The 13,929-nt window shown below is 42.9% G+C and carries 20 protein-coding genes; 18 read left to right on the forward strand and 2 right to left on the reverse strand.

Features of this window, described 5'->3' with window-relative positions; genetic code table 11:
- Window positions 1–126: 126 nt before the first annotated feature.
- Entirely contained in the window at window positions 127–867 is a 741-nt protein-coding gene (locus CFK40_RS09875; RefSeq protein ID WP_089532148.1) for a helix-turn-helix domain-containing protein, read from the forward strand.
- 801 nt (window positions 868–1,668) lie between these two features.
- Here the strand turns inward: CFK40_RS09875 and CFK40_RS09880 are convergent.
- Window positions 1,669–1,917, reverse strand: a complete 249-nt coding sequence (locus tag CFK40_RS09880) for a helix-turn-helix domain-containing protein (protein ID WP_405196580.1) — start codon at window positions 1,915–1,917, stop codon at window positions 1,669–1,671.
- Window positions 1,918–2,069: 152 nt separating this feature from the next.
- On the opposite strand from CFK40_RS09880, the gene CFK40_RS09885 reads away from it, so the two are divergent.
- From CFK40_RS09885 to CFK40_RS09960, 16 genes are all read left to right on the forward strand, one after another.
- Window positions 2,070–2,414, forward strand: a complete 345-nt coding sequence (locus CFK40_RS09885) for a hypothetical protein (RefSeq protein ID WP_089532149.1) — start codon at window positions 2,070–2,072, stop codon at window positions 2,412–2,414.
- 14 nt (window positions 2,415–2,428) lie between these two features.
- Window positions 2,429–2,737 carry a hypothetical protein gene (locus tag CFK40_RS09890; protein ID WP_089532150.1) on the forward strand — a complete coding sequence of 103 codons (309 nt, stop codon included), beginning with the start codon at window positions 2,429–2,431 and terminating at the stop codon, window positions 2,735–2,737.
- A gap of 173 nt (window positions 2,738–2,910) precedes the next feature.
- The gene (locus CFK40_RS09895; protein ID WP_089532151.1) at window positions 2,911–3,402 is read left to right on the forward strand and encodes a hypothetical protein; all 492 of its coding nucleotides are present in this window, start codon (window positions 2,911–2,913) and stop codon (window positions 3,400–3,402) included.
- Between the two features lie 1,414 nt (window positions 3,403–4,816).
- Complete coding sequence (locus tag CFK40_RS09900) at window positions 4,817–5,050, forward strand: helix-turn-helix domain-containing protein (protein WP_089532152.1); 234 nt, start codon at window positions 4,817–4,819, stop codon at window positions 5,048–5,050.
- Window positions 5,051–5,066: 16 nt separating this feature from the next.
- Window positions 5,067–5,999: a hypothetical protein gene (locus CFK40_RS09905; RefSeq protein WP_089532153.1), complete on the forward strand. Its 933-nt coding sequence runs from the start codon at window positions 5,067–5,069 to the stop codon at window positions 5,997–5,999.
- A 70-nt stretch (window positions 6,000–6,069) separates the two neighbouring features.
- Window positions 6,070–6,204 carry a hypothetical protein gene (locus tag CFK40_RS21495; protein ID WP_264371398.1) on the forward strand — a complete coding sequence of 45 codons (135 nt, stop codon included), beginning with the start codon at window positions 6,070–6,072 and terminating at the stop codon, window positions 6,202–6,204.
- Window positions 6,205–6,469: 265 nt separating this feature from the next.
- Complete coding sequence (locus CFK40_RS09910; protein WP_089532154.1) at window positions 6,470–6,709, forward strand: hypothetical protein; 240 nt, start codon at window positions 6,470–6,472, stop codon at window positions 6,707–6,709.
- A 178-nt stretch (window positions 6,710–6,887) separates the two neighbouring features.
- Window positions 6,888–7,463 (forward strand): HNH endonuclease, encoded by a 576-nt coding sequence (locus CFK40_RS09915; protein ID WP_089532155.1) that lies wholly within the window; start codon window positions 6,888–6,890, stop codon window positions 7,461–7,463.
- An 18-nt stretch (window positions 7,464–7,481) separates the two neighbouring features.
- The gene (locus CFK40_RS09920; RefSeq protein WP_089532156.1) at window positions 7,482–7,754 is read left to right on the forward strand and encodes a hypothetical protein; all 273 of its coding nucleotides are present in this window, start codon (window positions 7,482–7,484) and stop codon (window positions 7,752–7,754) included.
- Window positions 7,714–8,091 carry a hypothetical protein gene (locus tag CFK40_RS09925; protein ID WP_089532157.1) on the forward strand — a complete coding sequence of 126 codons (378 nt, stop codon included), beginning with the start codon at window positions 7,714–7,716 and terminating at the stop codon, window positions 8,089–8,091. Before CFK40_RS09920 ends, CFK40_RS09925 begins: the two co-directional genes overlap by 41 nt.
- A 227-nt stretch (window positions 8,092–8,318) precedes the next feature.
- Complete coding sequence (locus CFK40_RS09935) at window positions 8,319–9,056, forward strand: hypothetical protein (protein WP_089532159.1); 738 nt, start codon at window positions 8,319–8,321, stop codon at window positions 9,054–9,056.
- Between the two features lie 2 nt (window positions 9,057–9,058).
- The gene (locus tag CFK40_RS09940; RefSeq protein ID WP_089532160.1) at window positions 9,059–9,241 is read left to right on the forward strand and encodes a hypothetical protein; all 183 of its coding nucleotides are present in this window, start codon (window positions 9,059–9,061) and stop codon (window positions 9,239–9,241) included.
- Window positions 9,238–9,999 (forward strand): coiled-coil domain-containing protein, encoded by a 762-nt coding sequence (locus tag CFK40_RS09945; protein ID WP_089532161.1) that lies wholly within the window; start codon window positions 9,238–9,240, stop codon window positions 9,997–9,999. Before CFK40_RS09940 ends, CFK40_RS09945 begins: the two co-directional genes overlap by 4 nt.
- An 81-nt stretch (window positions 10,000–10,080) precedes the next feature.
- A complete protein-coding gene (locus CFK40_RS09950) occupies window positions 10,081–10,428 on the forward strand; it encodes a hypothetical protein (RefSeq protein WP_089532162.1) in 348 nt (115 codons plus the stop codon).
- Window positions 10,418–12,670, forward strand: a complete 2,253-nt coding sequence (locus CFK40_RS09955; RefSeq protein ID WP_089532163.1) for a phage tail protein — start codon at window positions 10,418–10,420, stop codon at window positions 12,668–12,670. Before CFK40_RS09950 ends, CFK40_RS09955 begins: the two co-directional genes overlap by 11 nt.
- Window positions 12,671–12,693: 23 nt before the next feature.
- A complete protein-coding gene (locus CFK40_RS09960; RefSeq protein WP_089532164.1) occupies window positions 12,694–13,128 on the forward strand; it encodes a phBC6A51 family helix-turn-helix protein in 435 nt (144 codons plus the stop codon).
- A 33-nt stretch (window positions 13,129–13,161) separates the two neighbouring features.
- On the opposite strand, the gene CFK40_RS09965 is transcribed toward CFK40_RS09960, so the two are convergent.
- Window positions 13,162–13,359 (reverse strand): helix-turn-helix transcriptional regulator, encoded by a 198-nt coding sequence (locus tag CFK40_RS09965; RefSeq protein WP_089532165.1) that lies wholly within the window; start codon window positions 13,357–13,359, stop codon window positions 13,162–13,164.
- A 360-nt stretch (window positions 13,360–13,719) separates the two neighbouring features.
- Between CFK40_RS09965 and CFK40_RS09970 the strand changes: the two genes are divergently transcribed.
- Window positions 13,720–13,923: a hypothetical protein gene (locus CFK40_RS09970; RefSeq protein WP_089532166.1), complete on the forward strand. Its 204-nt coding sequence runs from the start codon at window positions 13,720–13,722 to the stop codon at window positions 13,921–13,923.
- Window positions 13,924–13,929: the final 6 nt, after the last annotated feature.

Consider the following 13,929-nt stretch of genomic DNA (forward strand, 5'->3'; position numbering starts at 1 on the left):
GCAGGACGCTACAAGAGCGACCCACTAACCTTATTTCGAATTTTAGCACGTAATTATAAATACTGCAACTATGAGCTATCAATCGAACATACGTTCTTGTAATGTGTCCCCAAACGGAGGCATAAAATGAACTACTTATCGCAGTATCAACCATTCAACGACAAGCACGAATTAAACGAAGCAGTAAGCGACCATCTTTCCCGATGTAAATACGACCTCAACGAAACGGATCGCGACGTACTTATGATGCTTTCACGTTACAGCGTCAAATATGCAGGCGTGTCGCACTTGAAAGTTACAACGATCGCTAATACAGTCGGTAAGACTAAACGCACCGTACAGCGTACCATACGCAAACTAGAGCGCCTACATATCATAGAAACACGGTCATTCTTGCGTAAGGTTACTGGCGGATTAGGTGCGAATATATACGTTTTTTTGTCGCCTAGTGTCGCCTCGTCCATGACACCTCGCACAAGTACGGAAACGCCTACGCCGGTAAAGGATAGCGCGCAGGTTGCCGAGAATGAACCTATTCTCTTTACAAACGAAAAAGAGTTACTACGTAATACGTCGCACAAAGCACCGTATAAGGCGTTTAAAGATGCCGTTAATACATTCGCAGGGAACGACAGCCAGCCGTTAGTATCGAAGCTATACGGCGTCTATTTGGCGCAGACAAAGGCACTCAAACAGGCGTATGAAGAATCGGAACTAATCGACGTCGCTATCCAGGCAATTAACGCAACGATGCACGCCAGCAAACGGAAGGCGATACGTAATGTGCCCGGCTATTACAACGGCGTTATTAGCGCCATGATTGATCGGATGTATGACGAGTTAATCGGTGATGGGTTAAGCGCGTAGGAGAGCGTAGAGTTGGCGTAGCTGTGCCCGTATATAGCTTGCGTGGGTAACCAAAGGGTAATCCGCTGTCAAGGCGTTAGCTTGACGCATTAACTTGCGTGTATATAGAAGGAACGCGGAATAGGCGGAGTATAGGCGTCGTATGTACGTACACACCGTTGCACAACTACGGATAACTACGGGAGTATACGGATATGTACGAAGTAGGGTATGCGGTATTACGTAGGTTAACGCCTAGTACTTCCGATTAGTTCCGAGTATAGGCGTATATGTACGCAGATTACCAGGCGAAGCGTTCCTGCGGGCGACCTCCGAAAATCCTCGACCCTTAACGGATACCCGCCGGAATGAGTGTCGCTAAATAGGCGGGATTGAGCGAGTAGGTGTCCGTTTACCTATATGAATTTACGTAAATTACGGGAAACAACCGTATACCCCTGCGATCATATAAACGTTGGTATAACGGCATTGTTAACATAAGACGTAACCGATACCCCTATAGGGTATAATAATAACGCAGTAATGACAACAGTTGTTACTTTTAGTTAGGCGACATAATGTACAATATCGGCACTTGTTTAAATCCTAATTGTATACACAATTCCAACGATTAGCGTTAATGGGGGCGGGTACGTACGTTCCGTTTACGGCGACTCAGCAACCCAAACCGTACGTAAAATGAAAATAATCCGGGCATGCTCGATTAGCCGTTCCACCTCGAAAAAATTTCGCGATAATTTTTTAAAACTCGGAGGGCTGGGCGGAACCCTTTGCGGACACTTCTGCGTACTTAGTACCTGGTCATAACTCGCCTTTATCAAGCGTCAGCAACTCCGACAACTCTACGTCCAGCGCCACGCAGACAGCAGCGACCGATTCCCGATGATATTGCTTCGTTTCATCATTATATAACCTGCGGACAGTTTCGAAGTTTAGTCCGGCTTTATCAGCCAGTTTTCGGATAGATATTTCGTTACCTTCGCGTTTCCTTTCGTCTAGGATCGCTTTTAAATTACATTTTATAATTGGCTTTGTTGTTTCTTTATTCATCCTATTACCTCCGACATTTTCATGTTCCTTTACTATTGTATCACGAAATAAATAAAAAATAACTACAAAAAGTAGTTGACAACGAAAATTAGTCAGTGTAATATATACATATCGACTACAATACGTAGTTAAAAACGGAAAGGAGCGATAGTATGCAGGATAGAAACGTAACAATAATCTACCACATGAAAGACGAATTTGGCGAAGCAATCACGGAGCATCAAGAGGGCGGAGTAATCTTCTCACCCGGCATTGTATCGGTAATAGACGGAACAGAGATCATCTTCCGCGAATACGACAGACGGGAAGGCCAAACGGTTCATTGCGATATAGACAAAGCTAACTTATTCGCAATACAAATTATGACGCTTAGTGAAAGCCGCACAAAAGAGCTGGCGGAATACATCCAAGAAGGTTATAAAATAACGGACTTAATAAAGATGGGAATGACACTCAAAAGCAAAATGCGCGAAAACGGAGAAAAAATACACGACTAAGGGAGAGGGATTATATGATGAACGCAATTCAAACGAAGAGTTTCGAATGGATCAACGGAGAAAGCGTACTGGACGCCTACAAGCGACTGGACGAGGACGCACGCCAGCACTTGCACGAAGATAATCCGAAATGGGTCGAATGGTTATATGAGGCTGCGGACAGTGAAGTCGCAATCGTGCGTGAATATCTGTATCTGTCCGTACAACCGGGGCAATTACCCGACTGTTTCGAGGAAATGATTACGGATGCCGATTATACTCCGGATCAGCTCGCAAACATGCGAAAGGAGTTGTCGCACAGATGTACACAGCCTTTGCGTTAGTACTTGCGTTTATAATCTACGCTATGGTTACTGCGTAGTACGGCTTAGCTTCGCAAAGTTCCGGCGGCAAACGGAATGAACGCCTCAAAACGCGGCAACGTTTCGGGGCTTTTTTGCGTAGAGGGCGCATGATTTAAGGTCGGCGAGACTAGAGCAAGTATAGGCGAAGGAAAATGACAACCGAAATTAAAGGCGGTGATTTCGATTACAACGAAATAGACGCAACAATGGCGGACTTCCTCCGTAAGAAGGAAACGAACATACGGGAGATTATCGGCAAGGCATACACGGACTTAGGGCGCGAGTTGAAGGAAGCGCAGGACGAATTGGCGGGGAGTAATCAGTATGACGGCGTGTTTCTGCGATGGTTAGCTTACATGAAATATCCGCAACGGACAGCTTACGAGTTGATAAACCGGTACGAAGAGCTATTGCGGATTCCGCAAGAGCAAGTAGACACATTCGAAGCGTTACCGGTAAGCCTTTCGAAAACAGTATCGGCAAAATCCGCAGAATCAACGCCTGCCAAAGCGCAAGTAAAGTCGGAGGTTCTAGCGGGTGAAATAGCCACAGGGAAAGCGTATAAGGATCGTATCGCCGAGTTGGAGGGTAAGGCTAGTCAAGCGGAGAAAGCACATACGCCCGATTGCGTAAGCCTCTTTTAGTAGGCGGAGGATAACGGAAGTAAGAACAAGAGCGGGCAAAGTTCGCCCTGCAACTTCGGCACAAACCGCCTCGTTGCGACATATCCTTTATCACGTTTATCCTTTACCGATAGAACTTAGCGAAGCGATGATAAGTCGCGGCTTGAATTGATCTGTATTCAAGGCGCAGGGTATTGGGCTTTTAATATGACGGACATACATAACGGGGATATTCTATCCGGCGGTGTATGTAGGTATATTATCGCGGGTATTAAAATACAAAAGAGTACTGATAAGATAGACAAACGACCTCCGAAATCGCTGTAACCGTTGGTGCGTAAGGGTTTACGGCACTTTTGCGATGGGACGCCAAAGCAGACTAAAGTTAAGAAAAACGGACGCCAAAGCAGTGTATCATTTTGCGAAACGTGATACCTACGCGGTTTGTACGAGGTGTAATCGCTGAAAAAGGCGAAAACAAAATGGACGCCTTACTTGTAATTGTGTCGGAAATGTGTCTAAAATGTGACAACTTTGTGAAGCCGTATATTTTTAACCTTTATTTTTGCTCTGCCGACACCTATAGGTGGGAAGTAGTATTTTTATAAACGTGAACAAATACCCGCGTATGGCGGCTAAGTATGGAGGAAGGCAACTTATTTTAGGTGAAACGTCACATTTTACCCTCTAAAGCAGGCTAATAAGGGGAAGGGTAAATAATTTTTGGTTAACCGATATTTTATACCGACAGCTACTAGGAGGGTTGAAGGGAAAACGTGAACATTTATACGAATAGTGACCTATATAGTGTACGATACATTTTACCTTGTTAGTTGGAATAGAAGGTATGAGTAGGAAAACCGTATATTATCCGCAAAACGTTACGTTATAAAGAGTGAGGACTACTGTAAAAAGTCCAAAACGTTGGCTATTAAAGTATGAGGGAGTCCATATTATACGTCATTAGTTGGCTATTAAGTATTTTAGGGTATATTTTACCGTTTTAGTCACCTAAGGGGTGAGAAGTAGTTTTTGTGAAACGTCAACATTTGCCCTCTAAAACGGGTTAATAAGGGGAGAGGCTATACACGTTTTTGTATTTAGACGTGATTTTTAAGAGGTTTTTAAATTAATTCGTATTTATACCCTACATTTTTCCTGTTCTCATACCTATTAAGTAGGGGAAAGGTTATTATTTTAACTAATTTCGAAGAGTTCCTTGTTATTTATGCCCGTAGCATGACTATCCTTATGTACCAACAAATAAAATTATAATTTATCGTTCCTTGTTTTTTATACAGTTACTTATCTTATTAAGTAGGACCGCCCATCAAAATTATTATTACATAGCTTGCCGGTTCTTGACGAAGTACTCGGCAGGCATTTTTTAATTAATCATTAAGTAACAAATAAATTTTACAAAGGAGGCTTTACCATGAACTTATCAAACGAAGAACTACGAATCGCCCGCCGTGCCTTAGGAATCCCGCAGGCAGTCGTAGCAAAGCAGTCAGGCGTAGGCGTAGCGTTTATATCGCTTATCGAGTGTGGTTACCGGGATATTCCGCCAGCGAAGGCGCAAGCGTTGAGGGACGCCTTACCGATCACCGACGAGGAACTAGAAACGTTATTAGTGGTACACAAGCGAGTAGCAAAACAAACAAACTAATAAGGGAGTGGATGGGATGAGAACGAACACACAAAAACGCATAAACGAAACGGAATTTCTAAACGGACTGAACACGAAGGTTAAGAAGGACATATTCGACACAAAGAAAACGTTTTACGATAAGGAAGGCGTTGACATCTCCGACAAATTCGAGTTAATCGCGAAAACGACGGAGGAACAGGTACGCGGATTAAAAGGACGCGACGCAATGGAGATGCACGAAATAGAAAACGGAAAGTTTATCTTCGCCTTTTTCGAAAGCACGAAGCTACTGGAAGAACGCTTTCCCACGTTGTCAGCGCAAGACATCGCGCGGTTAATGTTCATCGGCACATACGTAGCTTGGGAAACAAACCGCCTGCAATTTGACAACGGAAAGAAAATCATCCGCAAGAAGGACTTAGAGGCGTTAGTCGGAATGAGTACGAAGCGATTCAACGAATTGTACAAGCGGTATGTAGACGAGGTAATTATCACGGAGGGCGACGATGGGCAGTTGTTCATCAATCCGACGGTAATTTATCGCGGAAGTGTGAAGAAGCTAGGGCGCGCGGTCGATAACCTAAGCTATACGCGGATATTCCGTACAACAGTACGCGAATTGTATCATCAATTCAAAGGACGTAAACTAGGACAACTGGCGATCGTGTACTCGGTTATTCCGTTCCTAAACTTTAATACGAATATCATCGTTTATAATCCGGAGGAAACTGCGGAGGACTTACTGCGTCCGATGAACGTAAAGGCGTTGGCTGCGTTGTTAGGTTACAAAGACCAAGCAAAATTTAAGACAGCCTTAAACGGAATTAGACTAGACGGCGTACCGATGTTTACTTTCGGAGAAGATCCATACAACAGACGCGAGAAACGAATCATCGTAAACCCTCGAATCATATTCGGAGGTAAAGGAGAATCACTCGGAGCAATCAGCGTACTATTCAATAAGTAAGCGCCTCGCATGAGACTTGCCAGGCGTTTTTATTATGTCAAAAATACTTAGATAACGGGGAGGTGATGGGATGGATAAAACAAACGCATTATCGACGTACCTAGTTGCGTTAGCACTACTAGAAAGAAACGGAGACACTTACGTTCGGAGAGAAATACGCGAAACGATGGATTTAATCAAGCAGGAACTTGGAACAAAAAAATAAAATTAAAGGGATGGGATGAAGGATGGAAAAGCAACAAATTAAAACAGAAGATTTATTATTGGCGCTAGGTGAAATACAAAGCACTCTAGGACGAATCGAAAAGCGAGAAGGCGCGAGGACATCATGAGCGACGTTTACAGCGACAGACAAGGCGCACTCGCGAAACTAAAGGCGGACAGTCAATACAAAATCATAGCGGAAGTATACAAAGAGGATCAGCTTATCGCCGGTCTTTTTTCATGCGAAGGAACGGAGGCAACCGATAATGTCTAACGCAGACAATAACGAAATATGGAAGTTAGAAAAAGGCTATATCGCGGCATACACCGAGGACAAGGGATTAATGCAGCGGATAAGACGAGCTAGTACGCGGGGTTGGCTTATCATGGCGGAGTATTACGATTTAAAAACAGAGAAAAAACCACGAATAGCCGTACAGTACAAGATACCGATAGAAGATCGTAGACAAGCGGAACGGGTTTTTAAAGTAGAGATGCGAGAATAGCCTTATTAAAAATAAGCCATTTTAAGGTGCCTAAAATTAAATTTTCAACCTACGACTCGAATCAAATTAAAGAGGGCGTTTAAACGTGTTTATTTTAACAAAAATCTGTCATATACGTATCTGAAAAATCACGCGAGACCTGTCTTTCCTAGGGTTTTAGCAGAAATGGAGTAAGTAATTGAAACAAAAGTATATTTCACCAAATGTTCTATTATGTAATTACGGGACAACCTTAGTTTATAAAATTGTTTGTTTAAAGTGCGACAAGGATTTTTTCCCATTATATGAGTTTGAAAAGGGAAGTAAAAATAAAAAAGAGTTGTTCTGTGATGATTGCCAAATAGAGACTAAAGAACTTAACTTTTATATCAATCCTGAAATACATTATTCATCATTCCCAAACAGATGTAATGTAATAGGGTTCAAGTCGGCAATACCTTCGACAGGATATAGAAGAAAAACATTCGAAAGTGTTTACAAAAGAGACGATTACACTTGTCGATATTGTGATTACGACCCACTTAATGACAGGAGAATCATCTCAATGTGTTGTGACCATATTATACCGCTAAGTTTCGGGGGTAGCAACCATAACAAAAACCTTGTAACAGCTTGCGAGGAATGTAATTTAATGGTATCCGATAAAGTATTCGATAGTTTTGAAGAAAAGAAGTTCTTTATATTAAATAAACGGCAAATGAAAGGCCTTCCGATTGGTTCGGAGGCTTTTTCTTTTATGGAGGATTTTCAGTAAACAAAGGAGCTGGATTTATTGAAGATAACAATAAAGCGAAGCAAAGACGGCGCCATCGTCAAAGTTAAGACACTCGATGAACCGATATTCACGTTTACCAACTTCTCGCCAAAAATCACCCACGAATCCTTAAAACGCGCACTCCCGCCGATGATTCGAAGCGAACGAATCAAACGATACAAGACGGCTTTTCGACGCGAGCAACTAGCCGAAGCCAAGCGACTGAAAAAGGAGCGAGAGGAGGCAACCGATGAAGCAAACGCAGACGATAATCAGACTTCGCAGATTTAGAGCGACAGCCATACGCCAGGACGATTGTACTGGAATAGGAGTCGTCGAGGAGAACGATAATCACGAAACTATCGCTATTTATTCGGTGAATATTGACGGACGGCTATCCAACCGCGAAACCTTCAAAGCGATTGCGGAACTTGTTAAAGCCGAAGTTAACGAAGGAGAAATCGCGAAGATAAAAGCGACTAGCGTGCAAGTTAAGTCGGCTTGGCTGGAACCTTATCGACGGCAGGTTATTATTCGTTCATATCGAATGACGCCGGATTATAAGGAAGTAATTCAGTTGGCGGAAGATGCTGCCGAAAGAAAATCTAGCATATCAGAAAAATTCTAAGGAGATGGCGAAAATGGGGCATAAAAAGCACCAAAAACTTAGGAGTGACCGCGATTTGAGGACACGTAAGAAGATGGGGAACGGGTGGGAGGCTCGCATGTTACAGGAACTACTTGACGGCGAAGAACCCGAGGAAAAAGAAAAAAGCAAGAAGAAAAAAGGCAATAAAGAATCAGCTAAAAAACTTACAAATGACTCACTATAAAAATTAAAGGGGACGATTAATAATGAGGGAAAATATTACTAAAGCAAGAGAAATCGAGCAAAGTGTAAATAGAAAATATATCGAACTAAGAGAAGAAGCCCATCGAGAAATAGGAAAAGCAACAAGTAACACCGACCTATCACCGGAAGGACGCCAGAAACAAGCACAAAGGTTGCGCCAGAAATACGCCGGCGAGGTTATCAATCTTGCGAAGGAACTAAAATCCGATTATCAAGCAGAGGTAACTAAAGCTAAAGTCGCAGCGCAAAAAGAGCTAGAAAAAGAAACGAAAAAACCCGACGAGGTAAAGGTTAAGAAATTCGAATCAAACTTTAATGACTTGAAAACAAAAATAATGCTATCGAATAACTCACAAGAATCAAATAAACAATTATTAGAATTCGTAAAAAGTATTGAGGGTGAGCCTTATCTTGCAAATAGATTAAAAGATGACTTTGCTTCTGTAATTAGCCCGATTCTTTCAAATGCAGGTGACCAACGTTCAGTATTTGAATTACGAAAAAGCCTAGAAGGTACGTTTAATCATTTAAATACAGTGTCATTAACCGAAGAACAGCGAGAAGCAAAAGAAGTTTATGATTTATCGGGTAGCCTTTATGACGCAAAATTATTCAGTCCCGTAGCAATGGATAACGCTAGGGATATTTTCGGTAGAGAATTACCGAGGTATTTAAATGATCCTGACAGCTACCCGCAAGATATTGAGATTGATGTTCAAACAGGAAGAATGGAGGTATAAATATGAGAATAGAAAGATTGGACACGCAAAGTTTATCCGGAATGAGCGCGGAAACATTGAAGGCACATTATGCGGAAACAAAGGAAAAGTATCTCAATTCAGACACAAAAGACACCCGTACCCAAGCATACCTCGCAACAATTAATGACCACATTCAAAAAGCGGAAGGGGATAATCAGCAATGAAACTAATCGACGCAGCTAAAACGTTCCTACAAAGCAAATCGGCGAAACACCAAGCGTTCCACAACAGGGAGCACGAACTCCGCACGAAAATTACGGAGTTAGAGGCGAAGAAGTCAGCCAAAATCGCGGAATATGACCCGACTACTCCTTTCGACCCGAAGCAGCTAGCCAAAATCGACGCACAGATAGCCGACGCACACAAAGAAATTGCGGTACTAAACGAAAATAAGCAAGCTACGCCGCAGTTTGATCCGTCCGAAGTCGCTGAACATGTTGAAAATGTACGTAAAGAGGCGTCGGAGCAAATAAGCGTCAAGAAAGCCGAAGAAGAAAAGGCACGGGCAGCCATCGAAAAGGCGAAAAAGGCGTTTCTTGACGCACAAGCGAAGCACCACAACGTCAGGCGCCAAGCTGCAGACATAGCGACGGACGCCAACGAAACTATCAGCCAGTTAACGATAGGTATCGCGCAAGAACTCGGTAAGTTGCACAGAAAAGCGCAGGAGTTAGACCTAAAAGCATTCCGACTTTCCGGCGACGGATCAGCGTCCGGATTACGTAGCGATCAACACCAAGTCGATCAGCTTCGCGATGAACTAAGCGAAATCCGACGAGAGATTACGAGGTTAGAAGGCTTCAAGGCGGAAGTTACCGCAGGTATTCCGGAGTTGAAAAGCTACCGCGACAACAACGGCAAGACTATTTACTTCGCACACGAAGCCGAGCAGACCGACGCAGCAGACAAAGGAAAAGTATAGAAATAGAGGCGCCTTAATTGGCGTCTTTTTCATGTACTAAAGGTCAAAGTTAGTCAAAGTCAAACATTTGGAGGAGATTAAATGAACAGGATACAAAAGCAAAGCGCGCAAAGGATTGAAAGCGTTAGAAATACCTATCTCGGCGGAAACATTTTCGATGTGCTTAAAAATGACGACTTCGAGCAAGCAAAGGAACAAGCCGGGATAGTAAAGCGAAATTTAAAACGCGGATTAAAGAAGCTAGAAAAAACGGAGGTAACTCCGGAAACGCAGCACTTAAAGGAATTGGCGATAACCCTTTTCGGAATCTGCATCGAGCACCTGGACGGCTTTATCAACGGAAAAGGCGAATCCAACGCGGAGCTTTACCTCACGCAGGGCGAGAAGTATATAGCGGAATATGAACGGGTGATGACCGATGGCGTCTAACCTTAATGTGAGCTTTTCCATAAAAGCCATAGATAAATTTACCAAACCGATGGCCAAACTCGAACGACAACTTGATTCGGTAACTCGCATGATCCATAACCTTCCGGAAGGAAAGCATATCGAAATTAATGTTAACGAAAACAAAGCGGTACAGGACATCGAAAAAGTAGAGTCACGACTTGACCGATTGCAAAAGCGTAAGTTTACCTTTCAACTAAAAGTCGCGGTGAAAGATTTCCGTACTAAAATGGACCGCGTGGCTACGTCGATGCGGACTTTCGGAGAGATTTCTCAAGGCGTAACTCGCGGGGGTTTGTTTATGGCGTTACCCGCGTTAGTTCCGGTACTAGGGGCGACCGCAGGTGGTATCATGGCGGTATCGTCAGCGCTCGCAACCGCGGGTATTGGCTCAGCCGCTTTCGCAAGTGTAGCAATCCCGGCGATAAAGGGCGTATTTGACGCAAACGAAAAGCTGAAAGAGGCTCAACAAGCGGTGGCAGACGCCAGCAACGACGAGGAAAAGGCGACGGCACTAAAGGAACTTAAAAAGCTAACCGATTCGTACAGTAAATCGCAACTGAAAAGCGTCGAAGCGATTAAGAAGTTCAGCGGGTTTTTTAACAAGTTTGTGGAGAAATTCGAGCCGAATATTCTTAGCATCTTTAATAAATCGCTAGGCAGTTTAGAAGCGTTGTTGCTACTATTAGAGCCGAGCATACAGTCAGTAACCGGCGCAGTAGGGCGGCTTTTCGAATCGTTTAATAAAACGCTAAATACAGAACAAGTGAAATCATTTTTTGCGTGGGTGGGAGAAACCGCTGGACCACAACTGGAGATACTAACGAAAGCCGTCGGTAATTTTATACTTGGATTCGGTACGATGCTTCAGGCATTTAACCCCCTAGCGATGGACTTTTCCGAGGGGTTCTTAAAAATGTCGGAAGGCTTCGCGGCATGGGCGGCAAAGCTATCGGAATCAGAGAAGTTCAATAAATTCATTAACTTTGTAAGAGAAAATGCACCGAAGGTATTAGCGTTAATAGGTAACTTAACTACTTTCATCATAAATTTAGGTGTAGCAATGCAGCCGGTCGGAACTGTAATGCTGGACTTAATTAATAAGTTTTTAAGTTGGTCAAGCACTTTGTTGGCTAACCACAAGTGGATAGGAATAGTGATAGGGATTTTATCTGTATTGATGGGTGCGCTTTTCATGTTAGCGACGCCAGTTATCGCGGTAATATCCTTATTTAAATTCTTGGCGCCAGTAATCACGACAGCAGGGAACGTTATGGCAAAGGCTATCCCATGGATTGCTCGAATCGGAAGCAAGTTAATGTGGTTAACGGGTCCAGTCGGAATTGTAATCGGAATCGTAACACAACTAGCGATAGTCGTATATAAAAACTGGGATTCAATTAAGGCTTGGACGATTAGCACGTTTAATAAAGTAGCTTCGTGGATTTCCCAAAAGTGGAACGAAATAAAAGCGTCCTTCGCACTTGTCGCAGGAATCGTCAGGATGGCAATAAACAAGTTCAGCGAATTTAAAAGCGCAGTGAGGGCGAAGATGAGCGAAATTGCCAATAAGATACGGAACACATGGTCCGAAATTAAAAGCGGTATTTCGTCTAAGCTATCGTCTATCGGAAATTCCATCCGTTCCAAATTTTCGGAGTTCGTCGGCATTATTCGAAGTAAAATGCATGATGCGAAGAGCAAAGCAATTGAAATATGGAATAAAGTAATGGACTTCTTCTCCGGAATCGACCTATTCGACGTAGGCGCGAACATTATCAGCGGACTAATCAGCGGAATTAAGTCGATGGCTGGCGAACTAATCAACAGCGTAAAAGGTTCGGTAGGTAGCGCGATCGATAAAGCGAAGAACCTACTCGGAATAGCGTCCCCTTCGAAAGTATTTAAACAAATCGGCGTATTTACCGGAGAGGGATTTATCGTCGGGATGGATCGCATGAAAAGCGCTGTCTCGAAAGCTGGCGGAAACTTGGCGCAGGCTTCGATACCGAGCGCATACGGTCGCCAGTACGACAATTTCGGCGGTAGGACAAGCAGGAACGCAGAAACCACGCAAAATAAAGCCAGTACTCCGCAGGTTGGCGGCGGATTTACGCAACATGTGACGATTCACAACAGCGCACCGTTATCACCGTCGGAAATGGCGCGGAAACAGAAACAAGTAAGTCAACGTTTGGCGCTAGAGTGGGGATTTAGCGGATAGAATTTAAAAAGGGGTGATTATAAATGAGTTTACGAGAATTAGAAAAAAGGTTAACGCCGGAGCAAGTCAGAGCTGCGGAGCTACTCGTAGAGAATGAGCACACGGTAAAAGGTGAGCGACGAACGAATGAACAAATAGCGCAAGAAGTCGGAGTCTCACGTAAGACTCTTCACAACTGGCACAAGATACCGGACTTCGTACACTATAAGGATCAGCGCAGTCATTTATTAATGGCGGGCAACAGGGCGCGGATCGATTCGCAACTTATGCGTCTAATTAACGGAGATTCTCAGAATAATGGGCTACCTTCTATAAAATCGTTGGAGTTGTGGTATAAGCTCTTCGACAAAATTTCGAACCGTACCGAAATTGTATACTCTGACGAAAACCGACCGACTCAAGAAATCGACAAGATGAAAAATGAGATAGAAGAATTTCGTAAAAGAAACTCAAAGTAACATTACGGCGGGGGCTTCGGCTTCCGCCTTTTTTTATGTCTTATATTGGTACAAGTCCGCGATAGATACCCCTAGTAAATTGGCCAGCTTAAATAATTGTGGGATAGATGGATAGTGTTTTCCCGTACACCAACTAGACAGCGTGTTATTAGATACCTCCATATATTCACATATATAAGGTCTATCATATGGGCTTTGTTTTATGTATGATCCAATCAAACTTATTATCATTATTATCACCTATCTTATATATTCGACATAACCTTTTCAAACCCTTTCACAATTTATTTTGTATTTATCACAACTATTTTTGGATAGACACGCATATTATCGTTGCATCTGGATATACTATTATTACAAGCGAATAAGCAAATGAATATTCAATAGTACATACAATCTACTACACTAGGAACCTCACTTTTCAAAATCCGCCCCACTCGTTCACTCCCTACCGTCGTTTACTTCGTTTATGAACTATTAATTTTCCTTCTTTTATATCTCTTAAACTACTACTATACCAACATTTCTATATTCATTTTGTTATTCATTGCTTGAATGTTCAATTGAACATAGAAAGGAAGACACAACATCATGAGTGAAGCATCGTTAATGTTTGGTTGGTTCGGAATAATTTTTATGTGCGTTTTTGGGATCGTTTTAGTAGGGTTGGTTCATTTAGAAAGCAAAGGCAAGGTACGATTAAAAATGGGCTATATCTATGCCGTGATCGGTTCAATTATCGCGGTTGGGATATGGTTTATCTTTTCTAAAACAATCAATACATTTTTCTTTTAAAGGGGA

It is taken from the genome of Virgibacillus necropolis (assembly GCF_002224365.1).
Classification (GTDB): domain Bacteria; phylum Bacillota; class Bacilli; order Bacillales; family Amphibacillaceae; genus Virgibacillus_F; species Virgibacillus_F necropolis.

Excerpts from the sequence above, each read along its gene's own strand:
- CFK40_RS09880 (WP_405196580.1), bottom strand. The coding sequence starts at position 1,917 with ATGAATAAAGAAACAACAAAGCCAATTATAAAATGTAATTTAAAAGCG.
- CFK40_RS09890 (WP_089532150.1), top strand. The coding sequence starts at position 2,429 with ATGATGAACGCAATTCAAACGAAGAGTTTCGAATGGATCAACGGAGAA.
- CFK40_RS09955 (WP_089532163.1), top strand. The coding sequence starts at position 10,418 with ATGGCGTCTAACCTTAATGTGAGCTTTTCCATAAAAGCCATAGATAAA.
- CFK40_RS09965 (WP_089532165.1), bottom strand. The coding sequence starts at position 13,359 with ATGATAATAAGTTTGATTGGATCATACATAAAACAAAGCCCATATGAT.
- CFK40_RS09910 (WP_089532154.1), top strand. The coding sequence starts at position 6,470 with ATGTCTAACGCAGACAATAACGAAATATGGAAGTTAGAAAAAGGCTAT.
- CFK40_RS09875 (WP_089532148.1), top strand. The coding sequence starts at position 127 with ATGAACTACTTATCGCAGTATCAACCATTCAACGACAAGCACGAATTA.
- CFK40_RS09945 (WP_089532161.1), top strand. The coding sequence starts at position 9,238 with ATGAAACTAATCGACGCAGCTAAAACGTTCCTACAAAGCAAATCGGCG.
- CFK40_RS09900 (WP_089532152.1), top strand. The coding sequence starts at position 4,817 with ATGAACTTATCAAACGAAGAACTACGAATCGCCCGCCGTGCCTTAGGA.
- CFK40_RS09950 (WP_089532162.1), top strand. The coding sequence starts at position 10,081 with ATGAACAGGATACAAAAGCAAAGCGCGCAAAGGATTGAAAGCGTTAGA.
- CFK40_RS09895 (WP_089532151.1), top strand. The coding sequence starts at position 2,911 with ATGACAACCGAAATTAAAGGCGGTGATTTCGATTACAACGAAATAGAC.
- CFK40_RS09940 (WP_089532160.1), top strand. The coding sequence starts at position 9,059 with ATGAGAATAGAAAGATTGGACACGCAAAGTTTATCCGGAATGAGCGCG.
- CFK40_RS09925 (WP_089532157.1), top strand. The coding sequence starts at position 7,714 with ATGAAGCAAACGCAGACGATAATCAGACTTCGCAGATTTAGAGCGACA.
- CFK40_RS09960 (WP_089532164.1), top strand. The coding sequence starts at position 12,694 with ATGAGTTTACGAGAATTAGAAAAAAGGTTAACGCCGGAGCAAGTCAGA.
- CFK40_RS21495 (WP_264371398.1), top strand. The coding sequence starts at position 6,070 with ATGGATAAAACAAACGCATTATCGACGTACCTAGTTGCGTTAGCACTA.
- CFK40_RS09970 (WP_089532166.1), top strand. The coding sequence starts at position 13,720 with ATGAGTGAAGCATCGTTAATGTTTGGTTGGTTCGGAATAATTTTTATG.
- CFK40_RS09885 (WP_089532149.1), top strand. The coding sequence starts at position 2,070 with ATGCAGGATAGAAACGTAACAATAATCTACCACATGAAAGACGAATTT.
- CFK40_RS09905 (WP_089532153.1), top strand. The coding sequence starts at position 5,067 with ATGAGAACGAACACACAAAAACGCATAAACGAAACGGAATTTCTAAAC.
- CFK40_RS09935 (WP_089532159.1), top strand. The coding sequence starts at position 8,319 with ATGAGGGAAAATATTACTAAAGCAAGAGAAATCGAGCAAAGTGTAAAT.